This window comes from Allorhodopirellula solitaria (assembly GCF_007859855.1).
GTDB classification, from domain to species: domain Bacteria; phylum Planctomycetota; class Planctomycetia; order Pirellulales; family Pirellulaceae; genus Rhodopirellula; species Rhodopirellula solitaria.
In genome coordinates this window covers 32,802-54,601 of record NZ_SJPK01000010.1, presented here as the reverse complement: position 1 = coordinate 54,601, position 21,800 = coordinate 32,802, and the positions used below count along the sequence as shown (strand labels likewise).

Annotated in this window: 19 protein-coding genes; 9 read left to right on the top strand and 10 right to left on the bottom strand. The window is 58.1% G+C overall.

Translation table 11 applies throughout. From position 1 onward, the window contains the following. Positions 1–179: 179 nt before the first annotated feature. The 5 genes from CA85_RS17430 to CA85_RS17410 all read left to right on the top strand — a co-directional run bounded on the left by CA85_RS17430 (position 180) and on the right by CA85_RS17410 (position 4,515). Positions 180–359 carry a hypothetical protein gene (locus tag CA85_RS17430; protein ID WP_246112912.1) on the top strand — a complete coding sequence of 60 codons (180 nt, stop codon included), beginning with the start codon at positions 180–182 and terminating at the stop codon, positions 357–359. 169 nt (positions 360–528) lie between these two features. Beyond that, positions 529–1,677 (top strand): DUF1559 domain-containing protein, encoded by a 1,149-nt coding sequence (locus tag CA85_RS17425; RefSeq protein ID WP_146392647.1) that lies wholly within the window; start codon positions 529–531, stop codon positions 1,675–1,677. 168 nt (positions 1,678–1,845) lie between these two features. Continuing rightward, positions 1,846–2,988, top strand: coding sequence for a dGTP triphosphohydrolase (gene dgt, locus CA85_RS17420; RefSeq protein WP_146392745.1), 1,143 nt, complete (start codon positions 1,846–1,848; stop codon positions 2,986–2,988). 148 nt (positions 2,989–3,136) lie between these two features. Continuing rightward, positions 3,137–4,138 (top strand): PIN/TRAM domain-containing protein, encoded by a 1,002-nt coding sequence (locus CA85_RS17415; protein ID WP_146392646.1) that lies wholly within the window; start codon positions 3,137–3,139, stop codon positions 4,136–4,138. A 47-nt stretch (positions 4,139–4,185) separates the two neighbouring features. After that, positions 4,186–4,515, top strand: coding sequence for a co-chaperone GroES (locus CA85_RS17410; RefSeq protein ID WP_146392645.1), 330 nt, complete (start codon positions 4,186–4,188; stop codon positions 4,513–4,515). A 122-nt stretch (positions 4,516–4,637) separates the two neighbouring features. Here the strand turns inward: CA85_RS17410 and CA85_RS17405 are convergent, their stop codons facing one another. Both CA85_RS17405 and CA85_RS17400 read right to left on the bottom strand, forming a co-directional pair. Beyond that, positions 4,638–5,354 carry a hypothetical protein gene (locus CA85_RS17405; RefSeq protein ID WP_246112910.1) on the bottom strand — a complete coding sequence of 239 codons (717 nt, stop codon included), beginning with the start codon at positions 5,352–5,354 and terminating at the stop codon, positions 4,638–4,640. After that, positions 5,351–6,373: a hypothetical protein gene (locus CA85_RS17400; protein ID WP_186775019.1), complete on the bottom strand. Its 1,023-nt coding sequence runs from the start codon at positions 6,371–6,373 to the stop codon at positions 5,351–5,353. The genes CA85_RS17405 and CA85_RS17400 overlap by 4 nt, the downstream gene beginning before the upstream one ends. A gap of 156 nt (positions 6,374–6,529) precedes the next feature. Here CA85_RS17400 and CA85_RS17395 point away from each other — a divergent pair, with 156 nt between their 5' ends. Then, positions 6,530–6,865: a hypothetical protein gene (locus CA85_RS17395; RefSeq protein WP_246112909.1), complete on the top strand. Its 336-nt coding sequence runs from the start codon at positions 6,530–6,532 to the stop codon at positions 6,863–6,865. Between the two features lie 17 nt (positions 6,866–6,882). Here CA85_RS17395 and pseI read toward each other — a convergent pair whose 3' ends face one another. From pseI to larC, 8 genes are all read right to left on the bottom strand, one after another. After that, positions 6,883–7,941, bottom strand: coding sequence for a pseudaminic acid synthase (gene pseI, locus CA85_RS17390; RefSeq protein WP_146392644.1), 1,059 nt, complete (start codon positions 7,939–7,941; stop codon positions 6,883–6,885). Beyond that, complete coding sequence (locus tag CA85_RS17385) at positions 7,938–8,684, bottom strand: cytidylyltransferase domain-containing protein (protein ID WP_186775018.1); 747 nt, start codon at positions 8,682–8,684, stop codon at positions 7,938–7,940. Before CA85_RS17385 ends, pseI begins: the two co-directional genes overlap by 4 nt. A 226-nt stretch (positions 8,685–8,910) precedes the next feature. Then, positions 8,911–10,107 (bottom strand): UDP-4-amino-4,6-dideoxy-N-acetyl-beta-L-altrosamine transaminase, encoded by a 1,197-nt coding sequence (pseC, locus tag CA85_RS17380; protein WP_222435475.1) that lies wholly within the window; start codon positions 10,105–10,107, stop codon positions 8,911–8,913. A 281-nt stretch (positions 10,108–10,388) separates the two neighbouring features. Continuing rightward, entirely contained in the window at positions 10,389–11,423 is a 1,035-nt protein-coding gene (pseB, locus tag CA85_RS17375; RefSeq protein WP_146392642.1) for a UDP-N-acetylglucosamine 4,6-dehydratase (inverting), read from the bottom strand. An 81-nt stretch (positions 11,424–11,504) separates the two neighbouring features. Beyond that, the gene (locus tag CA85_RS17370) at positions 11,505–12,290 is read right to left on the bottom strand and encodes a formylmethanofuran dehydrogenase subunit C (RefSeq protein ID WP_146392641.1); all 786 of its coding nucleotides are present in this window, start codon (positions 12,288–12,290) and stop codon (positions 11,505–11,507) included. Further along, on the bottom strand, positions 12,287–13,309 hold the full coding sequence (gene fhcD, locus CA85_RS17365) for a formylmethanofuran--tetrahydromethanopterin N-formyltransferase (protein ID WP_391564894.1): 1,023 nt from the start codon (positions 13,307–13,309) through the stop codon (positions 12,287–12,289). Before fhcD ends, CA85_RS17370 begins: the two co-directional genes overlap by 4 nt. After that, positions 13,306–15,045, bottom strand: coding sequence for a formylmethanofuran dehydrogenase subunit A (locus CA85_RS17360; RefSeq protein ID WP_146392640.1), 1,740 nt, complete (start codon positions 15,043–15,045; stop codon positions 13,306–13,308). Before CA85_RS17360 ends, fhcD begins: the two co-directional genes overlap by 4 nt. 297 nt (positions 15,046–15,342) lie before the next feature. Further along, the gene (larC, locus tag CA85_RS17355; RefSeq protein ID WP_146392639.1) at positions 15,343–16,539 is read right to left on the bottom strand and encodes a nickel pincer cofactor biosynthesis protein LarC; all 1,197 of its coding nucleotides are present in this window, start codon (positions 16,537–16,539) and stop codon (positions 15,343–15,345) included. A gap of 45 nt (positions 16,540–16,584) precedes the next feature. Between larC and CA85_RS17350 the strand changes: the two genes are divergently transcribed. From CA85_RS17350 to CA85_RS17340, 3 genes are all read left to right on the top strand, one after another. Further along, the gene (locus tag CA85_RS17350; RefSeq protein WP_186775017.1) at positions 16,585–17,757 is read left to right on the top strand and encodes a potassium channel protein; all 1,173 of its coding nucleotides are present in this window, start codon (positions 16,585–16,587) and stop codon (positions 17,755–17,757) included. A 165-nt stretch (positions 17,758–17,922) separates the two neighbouring features. After that, entirely contained in the window at positions 17,923–19,662 is a 1,740-nt protein-coding gene (locus tag CA85_RS17345; RefSeq protein WP_246112908.1) for a hypothetical protein, read from the top strand. Positions 19,663–19,791: 129 nt separating this feature from the next. Then, entirely contained in the window at positions 19,792–21,744 is a 1,953-nt protein-coding gene (locus tag CA85_RS17340; protein WP_186775016.1) for an acyltransferase family protein, read from the top strand. Positions 21,745–21,800 lie beyond the last annotated feature (56 nt).

Genomic DNA, 21,800 nt, shown 5'->3' with positions numbered 1-21,800 from the left:
GAGAAGTGTGCAACGAAAGCGAATCCACTGTCGCCCCCTCTCTCCACCCTTCCTGTGTGGGTGCTATCGACCTACGAACCCGATCGCCGACGCGCGATTGAGGGATGTCTCGCTCCTCCATTGATGCCGCCATGGTTACCTCTCGCTCAATGCAACGATCTTTCTCTTCGATCTGGCCCGTGCTGCTGCTATCTGTCTGTCTCGGGCTGCCTGGTTGCGGTGGGACACCGGAGAACAGCGTCGCGGCGCCGCCTGAAAACACACCAACGGCCGAAGAACTCGCGGCGGAGGCCGACGAGAGAGCTGCTGAATATGCTGCCGAGCAGAAACGCATGCGAGAACGTGACCGCAGTCGGTAGAGAACTGTCGGGAACACGGATGCGTAGGACTGGCCCCCCAGCGATTGCGCTCTCGTCGCCTATCGATCAATCACCATCGCCCGCGCTACATTGCCTGGACCACCATTGCCTGGGCGATGCCCAAGGCCCAAGCGATGGAATCTTTTTACTTTTCAACTCAATACTCGAAATGAAATACTCACCGAGAGACCGGAGCGGTTTCACTCTGGTTGAATTGTTGGTTGTGATCGCCATCATCGGCGTGCTCGTAGGTTTGCTCTTGCCGGCCGTCCAAGCCGCTCGGGAGGCTGCTCGCCGAATGAGCTGCAGCAATAACTTCAAGCAGATCGGTTTGTCGCTACACAACTACCACGCGGCGTACAATCAATTCCCGAAGGAGTCCGGTGGCACGTATTGCTGTTCATCGCCTGCTGGGGTGGGCGACAACAATCACATCCTCAGTTGGCTCGTTGGCACACTGCCCTTTCTCGAGCAGCAAGCCCTCTGGCAACAGATCAGCAACCCGTTGGCACTCAATGCCAATGGGACGCCCAAGACGCCTGCCTATCAAGCGATGGGTCCGAATCCCTGGGACACAAACTACACACCCTGGATCACGACGGTCGGCTCGTTTCGTTGCCCGAGTGATCCAACGGTAGGGACCGCTGGTCAAACCGGCCTTTCAAATTACGCCTGTTGCGTTGGTGATGCGATTCAAACCACTCACGATGGAGGCGTTGATGCATTGGGTCAGGTGGTCGACGCGAGCGTGAAGACACGACTGCGGGGTGTTTTTGAGCCCCGATACGACACCAGTTTCCGTGACATTCTCGACGGCACGTCCAACACGCTGATGTGTGGTGAGTATGTGACCGACGCGGGTAACTTGGAAATCAATGCGCAGCCGAAGATGAATCAGCAGGATCCATTCTTCTTTGATCCACAACTCTGCTACCAGGAGAATGTCGATCCCGCGCGTCCCCAGTTCTGGCTCGATGCGAGCGACACGGGTGCTGGCGATCAACGCCGTGGCAAGCGCTGGGCCGATGGACGGCCGATGTACAGCAGCGTCAACACGGTGCGTCCGCCGAACAAGGAGAGCTGCCTGTGGGGCGGCGACGGTGCTGACGGCACGTTGACGATGGGCAGTCGTCACCAAGGGGGTTGTCACATTTTGATGGCCGACGGTGCGATCCGGTTCATCACAGAAAGCATCGAAGCGGGCGATCAAAGCCGCGCCACGCTGCCCAAGGCCGGCACTCCGGGCGAAGAGAGTCCGTATGGCTTGTGGGGCGCCCTGGGTACCAAGGCTGGACGCGAGGTAAAGTCGCTAGAATAGCGTGTTAGCGTTCATCCTCTGAATTCCCGATGCCGCAGAACCACCCCGATTCCAGCGTGGTTTTCGTTGCCCTGGGCGATGCGGTCCCCGGAGGCTACCTTATCAGTGGATCGTTTTCTCCACGTTATTCCGAGCGTACCCCCATCTATCATGTCGACCGGTGGCCCCTTGATCGATCTGCGAAGATACGCCGATCGGGAACACCTCTTACTGGCGTCCTACGCCATGCACAGCAGCGATTCGGCTGGTCGGGCGCAGCATGAACCACCGCACGCCTACCGCGGGCCCTACGGGCGCGACCGGGATCGTATCCTGCACAGCAGCGCCTTTCGCAGACTGTCGGGAAAAATGCAGGTCTTCACCGGCGAGATGGGGACCTACCATCGCACACGATTGACGCATACTTTCGAGGTGGCGTCGGTGGCCCGGACGTTGGCTCGGGTGTTGCGTCTGAATGAGGATTTGACTGAGGCCTTGGCCTTGATGCACGACATCGGGCACCCGCCCTACGGACATTGCGGTGAGGATGTTCTGAGCGAATGCATGGCGGGCGTAGGCGGTTTTTCGCACAATCAGTTTGCGCTGACGATTGTGGAAGAACTCGAGCAACGCTATCACGCCTTTGCTGGCTTGAACCTGTCCGCCGAAACGCTAGCGGGCCAGGACACCCGGGCGCACAAATCGGAGGCGGCGGTGGGCCGGGCTCCGTTGCTGGAAGTGCAAATCGTCGATGCGGCAGACTCCATCGCCTACGACGCCCATGACGTCGACGACGCATTGCAGATGGGTCTCTTGTCGATTGACAGTCTCTCGGAGTTGGCGATTATTCGTCGCGCCATGGATCGCGTGCGTCAGAAAGCGGGCAACCTGCCGATGGGCCCGACGCGCCAATTGCTCGTGCACGAATTGATCGATCTGCAGGTCAGCGATTTATTGCAGATTGCGGTCGAGCTGCTGCAAACGGCTCAGGGGATGTCAGCGGACCATGTTCGCGATGCGGGGATTCGTTTGCACCACAGCGATTCGTTAGCAACGGAACGTCGTGAACTGGAGCGATTTCTCTTCGATGCCGTTTATCGTCACCCGCGATTATTGCCGGTGCGAGAATCGGCCGCTCACCGCGTCAGCGTGCTTTTCGGCACATTGACGCGAAATCCGATGCGTTTGCCGCTGAGATTCCGAAGACGGGCAGAATTGGTGCCGCTCGCTCGCGTCGTGGGCGAGTACATTGCGGGGATGACGGACCGATTCTGCGACGAGCAATTCGCGAGTTTGGACCACTCCACAGGAGGCCCCCTGGCAGATTGGTGAAGTTTTTTGCCTTGTCGAGTGCCAAGCGGAACTCAACCCCTGGGCGATTCGTCGCGAGCATTTACACTAGGCCGCACACCACCTCACTGTTTCCTCCCACTCCCCGCGTCAGGTCGACCCGCGTTTCCCACGCTGGCCGCTAGCACCCATGGCATTGATTGTTCTTCGACTGTTCTTTTTGTTGTGCGCCGGTGGCGTTTCAGCAATCATCAATTCCGCGCTGCCGAGCGGTGGACCTTCGGTTTTGCCGTGGCTGAACTTCATCGTCATCATGGGCGTGGCCGTGATCATGGTCGTGGTCGATATCTATCTGCCTCGAAAACGCATCGACACGATCACATCGGTCTATTTTGGTGTCTTGATCGGTGTGTTGCTGACGTACATTTTAAGTATCGCGGCCGCTCCGCTGCTGGAGCAATTCGGCAGCGCCGATCATGCCCGTTTGCTGATCGGGATTTGCCTCTGCTACCTCTGCACCTCGGTGCTGTTGCAGACCAAGGATGACTTTCGATTTCTCATTCCGTATGTCGAGTTTGTGCGCGAGGTCAAGGGTTTCAAACCGTTGATCCTGGATACGAGCGTGGTGATTGATGGTCGGATCGCGGATCTCGTTGCGACGGGGGTGTTTGACAATCAATTGATCATGCCACGGTTTGCCTTGAGCGAGTTACAGGCGATCGCCGATAGCAGCGATAAGTTGCGTCGCACGCGTGGTCGCCGCGGGCTCGATGTGCTCAATCGGTTGCGAGCGGATGAGAATGTGGATCTGCAAATATTTGATCGAGAGCTCCCCGAACTCGCTGGGCAAACGGTCGATTTGAAATTGGTCCTATTAGCCAAGCATCTCGAAGGCAAGGTGGTGACGGGCGATTTCAACCTGAACAAGGTTGCCAAGGTTCATGGCGTGCCGGTCATCAATCTGAATGAGATCAGCAATTCGCTCCGACCGGTGTTCTTGCCCGATGAAACATTCCGCTTGCGGGTCATCAAGCCTGGTGAAGGCCCCGAACAGGGGATTGGATACCTGGACGACGGCACCATGGTCGTGGTCGAAGGCGGACGCAATAAAATCGGCCAAGAACTGGACGTTCGGGTAACGAGCACGTTGCAGACGAACGCTGGCAAGATGATTTTTGCCAAGGTCAACTGAGAATCACTGAGAGAAATAAGGGGCCCGCCCCAATAGGATTTGAATTGATGACGAAGAAAAAAGTAGCTCCCTCCTCGTTCGAGTATGTCGAACCCATCGGTGACCGAGTGCTCGTCCGCAAGGATGAACCCAAGCGGGAAACCCGAGGTGGAATCGCGTTGCCTGATGCCGCCGAGATTCCAACCATTACGGGCCGCATCGTCACGATCAGCGCAGTCGTGGAGCATGACGATGAACTGCCGCTGCGTCAGTACGACAAGATCCTATTCCATCCCAAAAATGCGATCCCAGTGGACCTGGAGCACGACAATCAATTGTTCGTCGTGCCTGTCGATGACATCGTGGCTGTGTTCCGCCGGGAAACGCCGGCGGAGTAATCGCAGCGCACCGATGGCGGGTGATCGAAACCTGCAGAACGGTAGGATCGTCAATCCTGAGTTGCCGAGAGCCGCATTCGGCTCAACGACCGACAGTATAAAACGCGTATCCGCACGATCTCTCAAAGCGGCGGATAGTGGGTGGCCCTACTGGGGTCACTGAGCAGACGCGTGTGGTTGGCGAGCACTTCCGCTCGAGCCTCGGGCAACCACCGCTGAACCGCCTCGGGTAGTTGCTCCAGGCCCACGCGCGCCATGACTTGGTTGAGCCGCATCAATAGCTTCGTATCGTCGGCGTAGTCATAGAGAAACCGTGTTGTTGCGAACCGACGCAGCGTCTCAGCGATGCGATCGGTGGGCTTTCCTGTTATCTCGTTGACACTGGATTCGATCTCCTCCAGAGGAGCCTCGTCGAACAGCGCGTAGTACCGATCAACCCAGTGCCGCTGCGCGATCACATAGTTCGCATCGAGCAACATCTCGATCAGGATATGACCGACAAACGACGGCCGAAACCCTGCATCGCCGGGCATGCGATCTCGCAACTGCACAGCGAACTCAAGATTCATGCGTGCGAATGTCTCACCACCATGGAACCACTGGTCATCGGTGACGTGAGAGACGATGCCGGTCGCGACGCTGCGCATGACCGTATTGGGAGCATTTAAAAACGGTTCGGCAGCCCGCCGGCGAGCTCGGATGCGGCGGTCGATCACCGATAGGAAATCAGGCATGCCCGTACAGATGGCTTGCACCGCTAAATCGAGCTCAGACGATGCATCCGACGACGGGCCAGGCAACGAGTGCATCGCAGGGAGCGCGTGACAGAGAAAATTCATGGTGCCAGTTGAACAAGCCAATCGGCCATCGACCACCGCAGAGAATCACGATTGTCGGCAATGGCGTCATTGAGCCGGTCGACCAAGCGGGTGTTCTCTTTGCGGATCCAAACCTTGCCGATCGTGTTTTCAGCGAGATCACCGATCTCCTCCGCCGCATCGCCTCCGAGTTTGCTGATCCGCTCGACCTCGAATCGGTCCACAGACAAGGACGCCTTCTCAACATTGACGTTCAGCTCGACCGCCGGCGGCACCTCGGCGAAGTCCGCCGACATCCCCATCGTGAGCGTCGACCTCATCGATACGTTCATCTTGCCCGATATCTCGATGCTGTACCACTTCATCCCCAGGTTCCAACGTTCGACCCGCACCGCAAAGCGAGCTGGTGTCGCGACCGTCGCGTCGGCTCGCCAGCTTTGCAGTCCGGCATCGGATGTCACTGCTGTCACACTGTGAATCGTCACCACGTCGGAGGCTGCATAGGGCTGCAGCAGCGTAGCGACATTGCCATCGGAAACCGTGACCGAAGCGGCCGTCGAATCCGAGCCCGCCGACGCGGGCGCTGTGTTCTGCTCGGACAGCTCAATTTCATACCGGAGCCAGCGACCGTGCCGCAGCTCTCGCCAACGTCGATGCGTCTTCAGTTCCCAGCCGTCCCGATGGACCTTCACACCTGCCCACACTTTCTTCGTCTCGCCCCAATCATCATCGCCATCGATGCATGGGGGGACCTGCATCATCAGTTCGTGGGCGAGCCACTGCACCGATTGCCGGGTCTGATCGGAGGTCATCGAGACGCCAGCACTCGGTGGGAATTGAGCGGAGAGGGATCTCGTCCCGAACAGCAGCAACCCGATCACGATGAAACGTGCCAGTGGCGGAGCCGGGATCTTCCACCGAGCAGGAGGGCGGATCGCCGCCTGCACTAGAATGCGCGAGCGTTCGAGATCGATACCCCGACGCGTCCCCACTCGGCTCAACCCAATCGATTTGCTTAGCAAACAGCCGTTATTTCTCATCTTTCGCCCCCCCCTGACCAAACGTGTCACCCTGTGCTGCGATCCTACTAGTAATCCAAGGCGAACGCCGCACCGAGCCGAACGCAAGGCTTCGATCTGTGGATTGCAAATCACCCGCTGCAGGCCCATTTCACATCCCTCTGACGACTTCCAACCATGACCACTTTGACTCTCGATCCCGCTGTTTCCTCAGCCCCCTTCGCTATCGCCCCGTCGCGACGACGAAAACCGCTAACGACTCAGCAGATGCTTCGAATCGCGATGCTCGATTCCGATGAGTGGGTAGTGGAACTGGAGTATGCCGATAGCAAAGGCAAACGCACTCGCCGCACCGTCAGCCCGATTCGCTATTCCAATTCGGATCGGTTTCTCGGATTGTGCCTGTGCCGCGAACAACCCCGTCAATTCTATTTCAACCGCTGCAGCAACATCCGTCTCATCCGCAGTGAGGATGTGATCATGCCCGTCGAGATGATCGAACTCGAAGACTGATCGCAAGAGACGAGCCCTCAGACGAACATATCCCAGTTCGTTGGTTCACCTCGAGTCAGTTTCCGGTTCGTCGTCCGACCGCAGACCCGCGACCAATTCTTCGGCGTCAATCCATGTCCAGGACGTACGATGCGGAGACAGTCGGGGCCCACGACTTCGCCTTTTTCCACGTCTCGAGTTACGAAAATAGAGCGGCGGAAAATCAGGGATTTTTGCTGTGGGCCCGCACTGCCATAGCGAATTTCACCCAACGCTTGCCAAGCTCGCTCGGTCTCGACAACCAAACTCTTCAGCTCATTGGGTTCGAGAGAGAATGCGGAATCCACACCGCCATCGGCGCGGCGGAGAGTGAAGTGTTTTTCGATTACGGTCGCGCCCATGGCCACGGCAGCGACCGCAGCACCAATCCCACCGGTGTGATCAGACAGACCAACTTGCACACCGAAACTATCCCTCAGGTGCTCGATCGTTCGCAGGTTCGTCGATTCCGGTGTAGCGGGATAGTTGCTCGTACATTTGAGCAGTACCAAGTCGCCACAGCCATGCTCACGAGCGCACTCGATGGCTTGATCAATCTCCGCCAACGTCGCCATTCCCGTTGACATGACCAGCGGTTTTCCGGTCGCAGCGGTCTTGGCGATCAGCGGCAAATCCGTCAGTTCAAAAGAAGCGATTTTGTAGGCGGGCGCATCGAGTGTCTCGAGAAAATCGACAGCCGTTTCGTCAAATGGTGAACTGAATGCGATGATCCCGCGTGACTTGGCATGCGCAAAGATCGCGTCGTGCCAATCCCACGGAGTGGCGGCCTCTCGATAGAGCTCATGCAACCGACGCCCAAACCACAGGCTCTCCGGGTCGAGGATCTTGAACTCATCCCGATCGACATCGAGGGTCATGGTATCGGCGGTGTACGTCTGCAGTTTGACCGCGTGCGCTCCAGCATCGGCCGCTGCATCGACGATCGCAATGGCTCGATCGAGCGACTGGTTATGATTCCCCGACATCTCTGCGATCACGAACGGAGGCTGATCCGTTCCAATCGAGGTCGTCGCGATTGGAAAACTCGGCAATGTCATGCGGCTCTCAGCTTCTTCTGTTTCACGGCTGCGTTGATACGTTGGAGGTGCGGATGCTGGTCGAGTAGTTTCAATACTTCCGCGGTGGTGACAAAGTCCGTACCGCCAAAGTGTCGGAACACAGCTTGAAAGAAGACAAAATCGGTCGGCTCATCGAGCGTCCACCTTAGCGCCGATTGGTCGACCTGCTGAACGATATTCTCTAAGTGGAATCGCTCGGGGTGTTGATAGAAATAAGGCGTCACGTGCTCACGCTCGTAAGCGGCTGTCGCTTCGCGGTGCGCCACTTCCAATGCTTCCATGCTGAACATCTCCATGTCGAGTCCATGCGGATAGCTGCGCGGACGCGTATTGGAAATGTAATCCACCGGAGGAACGTTGTTCCGGTGGACTCGATACTGCGCGATGAGCTGGTCTGCCAATTGGGGATCGATCAGCGGGCAATCCGCTGTGATCCGAATCACATCGGTGGCCCGAGAAACCAAGGCGGCATGATGGTAGCGAGCCAACACATCGTGTTCGCTGCCGCGAACCACCCGCACCCGGCAACGTTGACATTCCTCGATGATCGCATCATCAGCGGACTCATGCGTGGTCGCTACCACAACCTCATCGACCCGCTTGCAGGCCCGCATCCGATCGACGATTCGGCCGAGCACGGTTTGATCGCCAAGGCGTAGTAGCACCTTCCGCGGCAACCGGGTCGATCCCACTCGAGCTTGAATGATAACAACTGTTTTCATGGGTTTTACTTTAGCACTATCCGTAAAGGGGTCTGACCCTTTGGAGGCGAGTCCTTTGACTTGTTTCTCGTCGTTCTCACCGGCGAGGGTCAGACCCCTTCTTGGCGAGACTGTTTGCTCGAGCCATCCCCAAAATCGGGGTGGCCACATTCTCCGATTCAACCACTTCCCGAGAGCAGTGGTTGTCTACCTCGTATTTGCTGATTTCGTTCTTGAGGTGGCCGCTTTAGGCGGCCATCGTCCGCACATGGCCCGCGGTCGCGAATGTCCGGCGAACCGAAGAGATCACTTGCTTGACCTCCGCGTCGGTCATGGCTGGAAAGACCGGGATACTCAATGCCCGGTCGTAATGCCCAACAGCGCCCGGGAATTGGGAGGCGGTATGTTGATATCGATCGACGTAAAACGGCTGGAGTGGGACTGGGTAGTAGTGGACCTGGGTTCCCACACCGCAGTTAACAAGACGCTGCATCAACTCCGCCCGGTCGCATCCCAGCGATTGGAAATCAACATGCAGGCAGAACAGGTGCCACGCCGAAGTGTTGAGCGTGTGCGACGACGGCAGTTTGAGATGGCTAACATTCCGCAGTTCGTCGAGGTAGCGCTCGGCTATCTCACGTCGCCGGGTGATGAATCGATCCAGCTTCTTCAACTGCGAACACGCGAGTGCACACGACATCTCGGGGATGCGGTAATTGAATCCCGGTGTGTGCATTTCGTAGTACCAAGGCCCCTCCTCGGGCCGGCGCAACTCGCCGGGATCCTTCGTCATCCCATGGCAACGAAATTGATTGAGTTTGTTCTGCAGCTCAGGACAATCTGTAGTCACCGCACCGCCTTCACCGGCAGCGATATGTTTAACGGGATGGAAACTAAAGGTCACCATGGCTGCGTGACCGAGTGAACCGACGGGCACACCATCCTGGTGAACGCCACCAATCGCATGGCTGGCATCTTCGACTACCACCGCCTGAGGGCACAAACGGTTCACCGTATCGGCAATCGCCGCCATATCGCAGGCTTGGCCAGCGAAGTGAACAGGGGCCACCGCTCGAACCCGCTGGCGCACATCACTCGACAGTGCTGCGGCGAGCGTCTCGGCGGTCATCAGTCCCGTTTGGGAATCAACATCGCAAAAACGAACCTCTGCACCCAAGTAGATTGCTGCATTGGCGGTCGCTAAAAAAGTATTCGCTGGCACGACCACGACAGTGCCCGGCCCCACGTCCGCAGCCGCATAGGCCATATGCAAAGCCGCGGTTCCGGAATTGCACGCTACCGCGTAACGAGATTGGCATCGCTGAGCCAGGGATGCCTCAAAGGCGTCGATCGCAGGTCCTTGCGTCAACCAGTCTGAACGCAGAGCGTTAGCGACGGCTTCGATGTCCGTCTCGTCAATCGATTGACGGCCGTATGGAATCACGTGAATGGCCCTCCTTGGCCAATAGTAATGGTCGTGATGCTGACTCACTCACGTCCAGCACAGCACCATATCGGATGCTGATGCAAACACGAGGAAACGCCAGTCAATACTGTTCTCTCACGCCGTAGTAGAGGCTCTCCGACAATCGAAGCTACCCCAATCAAGCTAAAAGCCTTTCCGAGAAGGTGTTCAGAAAGAAGACCGTCCGCATTCGCCGAGGACGTTCCCGAGCAGGCCGACGGATTCGCCTCCAAGGGGTCAGCCCCTTATTCGGACAGGCGTTAAGCAGCCACTCGCAGACGATGGGGTTCGACGGGACCGCAGCAACGCGCGATCGTGTCACGGAGTTCCTCAACGCTTAGCCAATGCGGGTTGTTATCGCTCGCGTAGCAGAAATTGTCTGTGCAAGGTTTTCCGGACGCGACATAGCTCGGTGCGTCTTTGCACCACGGGCGTGCCGATGGCTGAACAATGTAGTGATCATCGAATTCGAGGGTCATGCGGGCCTCGTCAGCTGGGATCATGCATTCATGCATTTTTTCGCCCGGACGAACCCCGACGACTTTCGTCTTGCATTCCGGCGCGACGGCTTTCGCGATGTCCATGATCGAAACACTCGGAATCTTCGGCACGAAAATCTCGCCGCCTTCCATTCGTTCGAATGATTTCAACACAAACTCCACGCCTTCTTCGAGCGTGATCACGAACCGAGTCATATCAGGGCTGGTGATGGGCAAGACTCCCTCGCCGCGTTTGCTCTCGAAGAACGGCACCACACTACCATTGGAACCGAGCACGTTGCCGTAGCGAACCGCACAGAAACGAGTTCCGCTCTCGCCCGAGAGCGAATTCGCGGCGGCGAACAGTTTGTCGCTGCACAGCTTCGTCGCTCCATAAAGATTCACTGGAGCCGCCGCTTTGTCGGTCGACAGGGCGACCAGTTTCTTAACGCCGGTGTCAATGCACGCATCGATCAGGTTTTCGGCGCCACCAATATTGGTGCTGATGCATTCTTGCGGATTGTACTCAGCGATATCGACGTGCTTCATTGCTGCAGCGTGGATCACATAGTCGATGCCACCGAGAGCGCGTTGCAGCCGGTTCTTATCGCGAACGTCCCCCACGAAGTAGCGCACCTCTGGGAAATCGGCGGCAGGGAAATGGTTCCGCGCCATATCAACATGCTTTTGTTCGTCGCGGCTAAAGACGACCAAACGCTTTGGTCGATGTTCGCGCAGCAGCGTTTCGACACATTTCTTTCCAAACGAACCGGTGCCACCGGTAATTAAAACATGGCTTCCTGCAAGCGACGACATTCGAAATCCTTTCGAGAACTGGGTATCACGCCGGCAGTCTACTGATTTGCCAATCCCCCACCAAGATCAATCTGAGAAAAATCAATTGGGGGGTGGCAATGGGTGCCAGACTTCGCCGATGCCACCGATACTGCGGTCCCCGCGACTGGTGAACCACTGCGTTAGTCCCGTCTCGGGGCGGGCTGGCGGCCAGATCGATCGCAACGCCGAGTTGTGCAGACGCAGAGCGAGAAAGGGTGTTGCGAGTTCGATCGGCGTCGTGAAGCGAAACTCCGGCAACCTCGTCGCGGCGGCGAGTATCAATGTGCCACGCCGCATGCCATAGCCCACGTGATTGCCGACGACGCCGCCAACACCGATCGTGCCCGCCACCTGCCACGCCGCGACTTTCGCCCCCGCATCGCCAGCGATCCAAATCTCGCCTCGTCGCATTCGAGACCCAGCAAAATCCCCTGCACTGCCGCCGACGACAATCTGCCCGCCGTCCATGCCACCCTTTCGCGAGCCCGTTGGCGCCGCCAGATATCGGCCTGCGTTTCCAGCGATCCGGATCGAACCACCACTCATGCAGGCGCCGCAGTGGTCACCGATATCCGCTTCCACCATGATCCGCCCAACGCGATGTTGATGGCCGAGATGATGGACTCGCCGACAGTCTCCTTTGAGAACCAAAGTCGGATGGGAATCCCCCGTCGTCTGGGATTCCAATTCAAAGATTTCACCCAACTGCACGGAGAGCGAGTCGACCCGAATCACGAGGTGTGATATCTGATCCGGGGTCCTCTCCACCAAGTCCTCAAGCCGCAGGCTCGAAATATCAATCGATTCGGTGGTGCCGGTTCGCAACCGAAGTGAAATCGCCTTCATGCTTCCCTCCCCGTCATGAGGTCATGAAGGTGAAAGTGGTGGCGGCCGAGTTTGCCTCCGTAGTTGCCCGCTGTGATGCCCGTCAATCCATCGCCGCCGACCGCTTCACAAGCCGCGACCACGCCCGCTGCGATCGCCTCGGCGATCGCGTCGAAACTCGCTCCATCGAGGACAATTTCAAGCACGGCCTTCGTTCCCGAGGGCAGTTCTGTCTTGGTCAGCTCGCGCAGCGAAGGACAAAATCCTTCGTTGGTCGATGCGAATAGAGAAGCGTACTTCGACCCCACCTTGGAACCACTGCGAGTCGCACCGCCCGGGAACGGCGTGATCACGCCGGACAGCGGCGCGATCGCCGCAACCGCCGCGCGGCACGCGGTCACGACAGTCTCGATGGACCGGCCGAGCAGGATGAAGTTACCACCGCCGATCGCCTCGGTCCGTCCGCAATCGTGCTCACACACGAATTCTCCATCCATCACCGGAACCCGCCAATAACGCGTCGCTTCGGTCTCGGTGGGCTCCCCCTCACCCAAACCGGTAGACCAAATCTGTTTGCTGATCTGATTGCCATCACCGAAATAACGCAGCGTCTTGCCCAGCGGCACACGTTTCGGGTACACCGATGGGCCTCCGATTAAGCCGGCGTAGAGGGCCGTTGTGGGACACGTCAAAATGCACTGACCGGCGCGGCGCGGGATCTGTTCTTCGAGTTCTTTCCCCGAGACGGCAAACGCTAAAATTGCCACGCCCGGCCGCCCATCGGGTGTCTCCTGCGGCGCGAGCTCCCGTTCGACGGCGATCTCAACACCGCAGGCAATCACGCTCGTTCCAAACCCTACCATCGCCGCGGCCGCCGCCTCACACCACTGCCGGTCAGCAGCTGTCACGATCAACCGCGTCATCTTCATGTCGAAAGCTTCCGCAAACGTGGCGTGAATTGGCACGCCAGCAATTCGCAGCGATGAACCGATGGCCCAGTCTCCTGCGGTATCGCCGGTGAGTTTTCTTGAATCGGTCACGATGCGGCCCCCCCGTGGACCGTCGACGTCTCGCCCTGCATCCCAGTATTTCGCAACCGACTGCCGAGCACGTCTTCCAGCTCCGCATCGCTGATCCACAAGCGATCCAGTGCGAAGGTGCCGTTCTGAGCATATCGTTTGCGAAAATCAGTGAGTTGTTTGGAGGCGACCCGGCTGCCGATCGCCTGCGCATCCGCCGCGAGTGTGCAATCGAGCTGCGGGGAACCTGTGGGCTCTACGGCGGCGCCGCAGCGGCGAATCAATTCCCCCGATTTGAAGACCAGCTCGGGGACCGCGAACATTTTCTCGATGCTTGCCTGTTGGCGGTACACCACCACATCGGCAACACAACCGGGGGCCAATGTCCCTCGATCAGATAGCCCCAAAATACGGGCTGGAGCGTTTCGCGTCATCATCGCGATATCCGAGAGTGAGTACTCACGCGAGATTCCTGCCAGCGAACTGGCGGCAGCCGCCTCCGGGTGAATTTCAGCCAGGGCTGTTTCTCGCAGCGTGCGGTCGGCGAGCAGACCGAGCAAATGGGGGTAGGCGGTGAAGGGACCGCCGTTGGGATGGTCGGTCGTCAAAAAGACTCGTGACGGATCATCAACCATCAGGAACAATTCGAGTCCGATCGCCCACTGCAGCGAATGCACAAACTCCCGCCGCCGATATCGAAACGGAACGACACCGCACCCCGCTTCGCATTCCACATCCACCAACACCGACTTACGCGGCTTGGCGTGGGCGGAGTTGACGTGTTGGTGCATGGAATCGGCACTGATCGTGACCGTTTGACCAAACTGCACCTGGCCAACATCAATGGTCACGTTGGAGTGCTTACCCATTGCCTCGACTAGCGCCGAAGCGGCCGACGAGAACTGGTAGGGGCCATCCTTGCCGTAGCAATGAAACTGCGCGTGCGTCAAATGAATCGGGTATCCATCGGCGGCCTCAATCGTGGCGAGCGTGGAGGCAATATTACCGGGCACGCCAAGATTGCTGCAGTGGACGTGCAGCGGATGGGCCAAGCCGATCTCGTGCACCGCCCGGCACAACACGCGCACAATTTGCCCCGGCGTGACACCGCTGCACGGGTGCGGGGTGTCAACATCCAATGATCGATGGTTGAATTTGAACGCATGAATCCCACCTGGGTTGACGACTTTGACCGCGATACAGCGGGTCGCCATCACCATCCAAGCCACGTAGGCGTTGATGGTCTCTTGCGGCGATTTTTCGGCGATCAACTGCAACAGCACGTCATCATTGCCGAGTAGGCAGTAGCCGCCTGTATCGATCCCGCGGACGTCCGCCATCTCCGCATGCGCCGCACGCGCGTTGCAGGGGATCACGGCGGGTTCGAGGCAAGTCGTGTATCCCATGTCGAGATACCGCGAGGCCGTCGTACTCGCCGAAGGCAGGAACCGGCAATCAGCGGGATCGGAGGAATCCGTCGGCTGCGCCCCTCGCCATGGAGGCATCTGGTCTCGCAACAGCATCCGCGCCAACGAAACCTTGCCGCCCCCGATATGTGTATGCAAATCGATCCCGCCCGCCATGCTCAGGCAACCGGTCGCGTCGATGTCCAGGTCCGGCGTGACAGGCTGCTCCGGTGCGTCCAAAAGACGACCATCTCGCATCCACAAATCCGACGGGGGCGAGATACCAGCTGTCGTCCCGTCAACAGATCGCTCAGGATCGATCAATCGACTGCCGTGGATACGGGTTAACATGAGCTTCCAATAACCGAACAATGAGAGACCGCTGGCCACTGAGTGTCGCTCGATCAATGGCTAGTTTTGTGGTGTGGCCACGAAATTCTGTTGACGCAGGACCGATGGCGAGGAAGCCGCGCAGGAAGAAACTTAACACTTCGCTAGCGAGTTTGCTACGCATCAGATCCCCAGCAATCTGCCCATCCGAATCGGCTGGCACGCGAACGGTACGCGGCCGCAGGTGAAGAGGCGAGAAAGGATCAAAGCCTTTCTAGCGACGTTCGCTCGAAGCGGCCCTGAAGGTGCGCAGCTGCTTTAACTCTTCTGACTGTGCCAACATCGCAGGGCGTCGTCGTGGATCTCCCGAGTCGATGCGCCGCTTTGATCGGCGAGTCGGCAGGCCTCGGCATCTTCGAGTGAGAACCGCTGGGAACCGTCGGGCAATGTCACGACTTTGCCTTGGGCGGCACCATGAGTTGTTTCGATCTGAACTGCTTGCCGGGCGAGTTTGGCTCGATCGAGCGTCTGCCGGCGGATACCGATCGTGGACGTGTGATGGAACAACAAATTCTGCATCGCCACCACATCGGAATCGTCGCAAAGAACTGACACGATGCCCGCCAATCTCCCCTTCTTCATCACACACGGGGTTTGCCAGACATCGATCGCACCGGCGGCGAACAAGCGCGCCGTCGCAGCGGCCATCTGTTCGGCCGTCGCGTCGTCAATATTGGTTTCCAGCAGGGTGACTCGGTCCGTCTGGACGTGCCGCGATGTCGCGGTCGATTCGGTGAGTTCGCCGAGAGTGATGCGCAGCACATTGGCTTGACCGGGCAGGTCACGTGTTCCGGCGCCATAGCCAACCCGTCGCGCTATCATCGCTGGGGAGGGGCCGAATGTGGACGAGAGGGTTTTGATGATGGCGGCGCCGGTCGGGGTTGTGAGCTCCGATTCGATGTCGCTGTGCATCAGCGGCACCCCGATCAAGAGTTCGGCGGTCGCTGGCGCTGGAATCGCGACACGTCCATGATCGATGACGATCGACCCCGTGCCGGTTGGGATTGGCGAGGACGACACCGAGTCGATCCCGAGTGAGTCGATCGCGATCGCGACCCCCACGATATCGGCGATCGAATCGACGGCCCCGACTTCGTGGAAATGGACCTTCTGCAGGTCACAGCCGTGGACTTTAGCTTCGGCCTCGCCAATGCAGCGAAAAATCCGCAACGCAAGCTCTTTTGCTGAGTCCGTAATCCCCGCCGACGAGCCGATCATGGCTTCGATGTGATGGAGATGACGATGGGCGTGTTGCTCGGGATGCTCAACGCGAATGGACTTGGCTCGAAAGCCGCATTTTTGGATGTCGTCGACGTGCAGTTTTAAATCCGCCACATCGAGCGAAGCCAGACCGTCGCGAACGAGTTGGGGGGAAACCCCCAGGTCAAAGAGCGCCGCCAACGTCATGTCACCACTGATGCCACTGACGCATTCAAAGTGTAAGTTAGTTTTCATGAGAGAGAGTACAACAGATTGGCGCGAGTTTCGGAACGGTGAGTCGTGAATAACGCATCACACCCCGTGCCGATGCTGCATCGACGCATCGCGATCTGGACCGCTCCGCTAATGTTTGTGCTGGCGGTCGTGTTCCTCGTCTGCCAGGCCGTATTGATCGTGATGTGGGTCGATGTTCCCACGCTGCGGGAAAAATCACTGGCCGCAGCCACTAACCCCACCAACCCATCAGCGACCGACGGCGAATTGTCGACCGACGACTCCGCCCGTCGCGAGCACGCCCCCAGCGAGCAAGCCCCCCTCACCCCCTCCAACCCAACCCCCTCCCCCAGCCCCCCATCGATCGACCCCGACCAGCACCAAATCGAGACGCTTCACCGAGCCTTGCTCGGTCCGACCTCTCCGGCCCAGTTGATGTTGGAGGGGGCGGCGGTGATCGCGATGTGTCTGATTTGGCCGATCGTTCTCCTCGAATCCGTCTACCACTGGATGATTCGGCCGAAAACCTGGGCCACGGCGCCGATGCACGCGTATTCGTTGATATTTTGCATCAGCCCCTCGCTTCGGATGTGTGCCCGGAGCGCCGAGATGGGGGATCGGTTGTGGCTGCCCAGATGGTCTTGGCAGCGTCCCGACCGACGATTGCGAAGGCGTTTGGAGCAGTCCTTTAGCGTCCCGATGATTGGGATCGCGATGTTGATTGTCCCGGTACTGGTCGTCGAGTTTCTGCTGAAAGACCAAGTCGCTCGGTATGCTTGGCTGCGGGTTGCCCTGCACATTGGGACGGGCGTGATTTGGTTTGCATTCGCCGCGGAATTCATCTTAATGATCTCGATCGCGGAGAAAAAATTCGACTATCTCCGCCGTCACTGGATCGACTTAGCGATCATCGTGCTACCGTTTTTCTCGTTTCTGCGGTCGCTCCAGGCAGTCCGGGGAACACGGCTGGCGAAGCTGGCCAAAGTGCCTCAGCTGACGAAATTGGCGCGAGCCTACCGGCTGCGTGGAACCGTTTTGAGAGCGTTTCGCGCCCTCGTTCTACTCGATGTGTCAGCCCGTCTGTTTCGCTCGACGCCCGAAAAGCGGCTGCATCGATTGCGGCAGGAACTGTCCGTGACCCAGCGCGAGGCGAGAATGATTCGGTTGATGATCGTGCGCATTGAACGGGAAATCCAGTTTCCTGAGCTCGCCGACGAGGAGGAAACGGACGAAGACTAAGTTTCGCAAAGAAATCTCGCATTTTGCCCCTTTTACTGAAACTTTGCCCGGCTTGTGGGGGTAATGAGGGTGTTGAGCGATCTGGACGCGGCTTGTCAAATCTTGTGGCCCCGTGTATCGATGATCGCTCTCTCCCGTCAGTACAACACACCGAAGGATGTATTTGTGAGTTGCATTTTTGCCCCCTCCCGATTTTCTCGCTCAGCCGCAGTGGCTGTCGTCGCTCTGTCGACCTTTGCGACGGCACAGCTGCCGCTTCGCAGCGTGTCGGCTCAGGATAAGCAGCCGATCTCGGCCGGTGAGACTGTTGCCGCCCCCGCAGTGACCGACCCGGTCGTTGTCGTGACCGTTGGTAGCGTCAACCAGATGACCCAGGACCTCAACTACCTCACTGGCGCCTTGGGTCAACCGCAGGTGGGTGGCATGTTCGCGATGATGGCGGGCACGTTCACGCAGGGCATCGACACGAGCCAGCCGGTTGGTGTGCTCGTCCCGTTGGTGGACGGTGCTCCCGAACCCATCGCCTTGATCCCCACCGCGGACGTCAAGACAGTACTCAAACGCCTCGAAGACAAAACCGGCCCCGCCGATGAGCTCGACGATGGCACCCTCGTCGTTGCTGTCGGAGCCAACACGATTTTCATCCGTCAGGTTGGAAATTGGGCAGTGCTCGCACGCAATCGCCGTGTGCTCGATCAAGCTCCCGCCGACCCGTCGAGTGTCATCGCTCAGATGGGAGCCGACTATGATTTGGCAGTTCGCCTGGACATGCAGCAGATCCCCAACTCGGTCCGCGAAGCCCTGGTCGCACAGATCCGGCAAGGGTTCGACCAAGCGATGAGCCAACAGCAGGGAGAAGATGCTGAATCGACCCGCCAATACGCCCAACAGTCGATGGATCAACTCGAGCAGATGATCAGTCAAACCGATGACGTGATGTTCGGCATCGATATTGATTCGGCGGGCAAACGCATCGTCTTGGACGGTTCGTTCACGGCTCTGCCCGGCACCAAGCTGGCGGCAATGTACGCCGACCAAAAACCGATTCCATCCGCATTCTCAATGGTGGTGCGTGACGATGCCGCCGGATACTTCCATTTTGCCTCGTCGATTAGCCCCCAAGCGGTTGAAGATGCCAGTGCCGGTGTCGACAGCATGCTGAAGATGGTCGGTCAAGCTTTCCAGAAGTCGGACAAGCTCGATGAGACAGAAGCCAAAAACGCGACCGAAGTGGTCAACCGGATCGCCGAATTGGTGCTCGCGACCTACCAAGACGGCAAGGTGGACGCCGGCGCTGTGCTGCTGACCGACGCCGGTTCGATGAAATTTGTCATGGGGGGCTATGTCGCCGATGGTGCCGAAGCTGCTGCGATCCTTCAAGACATCGCTAGCAAGGCTGAAGGCCACAGCGACGCGCCTCGCTTCGAGTTTGACCGGGAGACTTACAACGGTGTCAAGATGCACTTGATCGCCGCCGATGTCCCTGAGAAAGACGACGAAGTACGCAAGATTTTTGGCGATACGGTGCGGGTCCACATTGGTACCGCAGACAAAGCTGTTTACGTCGCACTGGGCGACCAGAGCGTGCCTTTGATGAAGGAGCTGATCGATTCGGCAGCCACGCCGTCCGCCTCAGCAGCTACGGAATTGGCTCGTTTTGAAATCAACCTGATGCCGATTCTACAGTACACCCAGTCGGTAGAAGCCAATGATGGGATCTCGAGCATGATTGACGCACTCAGCCGCGCCGATGATCCCGGGACGCTGCGAGCCGTCAGTGAGCCAATCGACAACGGTCAATCGACGCGGGTTGTTCTGCGTGACGGACTGCTGCGTGCGATCGGTGGCGCCATCCGCCAAGCACAAGCTCAGCAGATGCAGCAGCAGAACAGTGGCCAGTTCTAAACGGCCGATTGCCCACACGACTCGCTGAACATCACTGCCAGGGGGAAATTCTCTCTGGCAGTTGTTCGTTGGTGCGGCGCGTCATTATCTTTCTTGTTTACCCGCGTTTCCCCGTCGATGGAGCTGCGTTTGTCCGGTATTCGATACCGCCCTTCGATCGACGGGATGCGCGCGATCGCTGTCCTGGGCGTCCTGCTTTTTCATTTAGATGAATGCCTGCTGCCCGGTGGTTTCGTAGGCGTCGACGTGTTCTTCGTTATCTCCGGGTATCTGATCACGTCAATCATCTATCGCGCGGCGGAAGCGAATCACTTTTCGATTTCAAGATTCTATCAACGCCGCATCTCGCGAATCTTTCCGGTTCTCTTTGCCGTGACGCTGGCGATCCTCGTGGCAGCTTCGTGGATCTACAGCCCCCAGGACTTTGCTTCCGCAGGGGCATTAGCCGTGGCCTCGGTGCTTTCGGTTGCTAACCTCAAACTGATGCTGCAGGGCGATTACTTTGATGTCACCGCCGACAGCCAGCCCTTTCTGCATTTCTGGTCGTTGTCGGTAGAAGAGCAGTTCTACATCTTTCTTCCGGTGCTGCTGATGGTTGCCCAGCGATTTCGATTCTCACGAGGTGTGTTGCTTTCGGTCCTGTGGATACTCGCTCTGAGCAGCTTCGCGGCGTGCCTGTACGCCACTCCCCTGAACCCCACCTGGGCCTTCTACCTGCTACCGACGAGGGCCTGGGAACTGCTCGCCGGGGCAATTCTCGCTGTCACCGCTACCCGTGCGGGGCAGTCATCCCTGCGAGCCAAGAATGCCCTCTCCTTAATTGGACTTTCCTTGATCGTGCTCTCAATGGGTTTGATCAACGAATCGATGCCGTTTCCAGGTTACGTTGCTCTGTTTCCGGTTCTAGGAAGCGTTTTGCTGATTGGGGTGGCCCATGAACCTGAGCAACTGACAGAGCGGCTTCTCTCTCACGATTGGCTGATTCGTATCGGTCGGCTTTCGTATTCACTTTATCTATGGCACTGGCCGATCTACTGCTTCGTTGATTATCGCTTGTTCTCGGACACGCCGTCAGTGCGCATCGGTCTGAAGGTCGCGTTAACGGTAGCGTGTTCGGTGGCTTCCTATTTTCTCATCGAGAAACCGTTTCGTGCTTACCTGAACCAACCCCAGCGGAAGTCGCTTGGATTCATTGGCCTCGCAGTCGGCGTGGCGATGCTCGGCTGGGCAGGCTACACCATCCGGCAAGACAATTACATCGACTCGTCGGTTCGTGAAATCGCGAGCGGTGGTATCCAATTCCCTGGGGAAAGCAACTCGCCACGTATCGTGTTGATGGGTGACAGCAACGGGTCCATGTACGGAACCATGATGAAATCGCTGGCTGCAGAAGAGAAACTGAACTTGAATGTGATCAGTGTCGCTGCGGGGGCGCCCTTTCCAGGGACGCGACAATACCGGGAATCTCTGAAGTGCCTTCAGTCTTATCAGCCCGATGTGACTGTTTTTGCAGCGGCGTGGGCAACGAAACTCGATGGAGATCAAGCCAAACTAACGGTGGCGTTAGATGCAATTTTACAACACTCTTCGTCGATCGTGCTCATCACTCAGCCGCCTGTCCTCCCTCAGAACGCGACACGGCAGTACTTTCGAGAGCACGGTATCGAGCCTGTTTATGAGGATGCGGAATTAGAGAGTCGACGACATCGCACGAACGAGTTTCTCGCAACACTTGCTTCGGATCGCATCGCAGTGGTTCGCATCAACTCCGAGTTCCAACGCCCGGATGGCGAAATCGTCTTGCTCAATAAGGCGGGGCGCCAATTGTTCCACGACCGAGCTCATCTATCCGAACATGGGGCTCAGCGGGTCAAGCCGCAGGTGTCTGCAGCAATTCGCGAGCTGCTGAAGCGAGGCTCGCAATCGGAAGGCCGCCAAAGCTCGAACTCGTCAGATGGTCGGGGCAGTGCTACCGACCAACGCCGCCACGGTCAGCTTCCGCAGGATCGAGCGTCCGAGGTTCGTACTGCGGGCCACAAGATACTCTACAGTTATGATAGGTCCTCGCCACCGATCGATTAGACGAAACGCGATTGACCGGCGGTTGTCACCGCCACACCAACTCACAGAGATATCGT

Excerpts from the sequence above, each read along its gene's own strand:
- CA85_RS17405 (WP_246112910.1), bottom strand. The coding sequence starts at position 5,354 with ATGAATTTTCTCTGTCACGCGCTCCCTGCGATGCACTCGTTGCCTGGC.
- CA85_RS17360 (WP_146392640.1), bottom strand. The coding sequence starts at position 15,045 with ATGTTAACCCGTATCCACGGCAGTCGATTGATCGATCCTGAGCGATCT.
- larC (WP_146392639.1), bottom strand. The coding sequence starts at position 16,539 with ATGAAAACTAACTTACACTTTGAATGCGTCAGTGGCATCAGTGGTGAC.
- CA85_RS17415 (WP_146392646.1), top strand. The coding sequence starts at position 3,137 with ATGGCATTGATTGTTCTTCGACTGTTCTTTTTGTTGTGCGCCGGTGGC.
- CA85_RS17410 (WP_146392645.1), top strand. The coding sequence starts at position 4,186 with ATGACGAAGAAAAAAGTAGCTCCCTCCTCGTTCGAGTATGTCGAACCC.
- pseB (WP_146392642.1), bottom strand. The coding sequence starts at position 11,423 with ATGTCGTCGCTTGCAGGAAGCCATGTTTTAATTACCGGTGGCACCGGT.
- CA85_RS17425 (WP_146392647.1), top strand. The coding sequence starts at position 529 with ATGAAATACTCACCGAGAGACCGGAGCGGTTTCACTCTGGTTGAATTG.
- pseI (WP_146392644.1), bottom strand. The coding sequence starts at position 7,941 with ATGACATTGCCGAGTTTTCCAATCGCGACGACCTCGATTGGAACGGAT.
- CA85_RS17400 (WP_186775019.1), bottom strand. The coding sequence starts at position 6,373 with ATGAGAAATAACGGCTGTTTGCTAAGCAAATCGATTGGGTTGAGCCGA.
- CA85_RS17395 (WP_246112909.1), top strand. The coding sequence starts at position 6,530 with ATGACCACTTTGACTCTCGATCCCGCTGTTTCCTCAGCCCCCTTCGCT.
- CA85_RS17385 (WP_186775018.1), bottom strand. The coding sequence starts at position 8,684 with ATGAAAACAGTTGTTATCATTCAAGCTCGAGTGGGATCGACCCGGTTG.
- CA85_RS17370 (WP_146392641.1), bottom strand. The coding sequence starts at position 12,290 with ATGAAGGCGATTTCACTTCGGTTGCGAACCGGCACCACCGAATCGATT.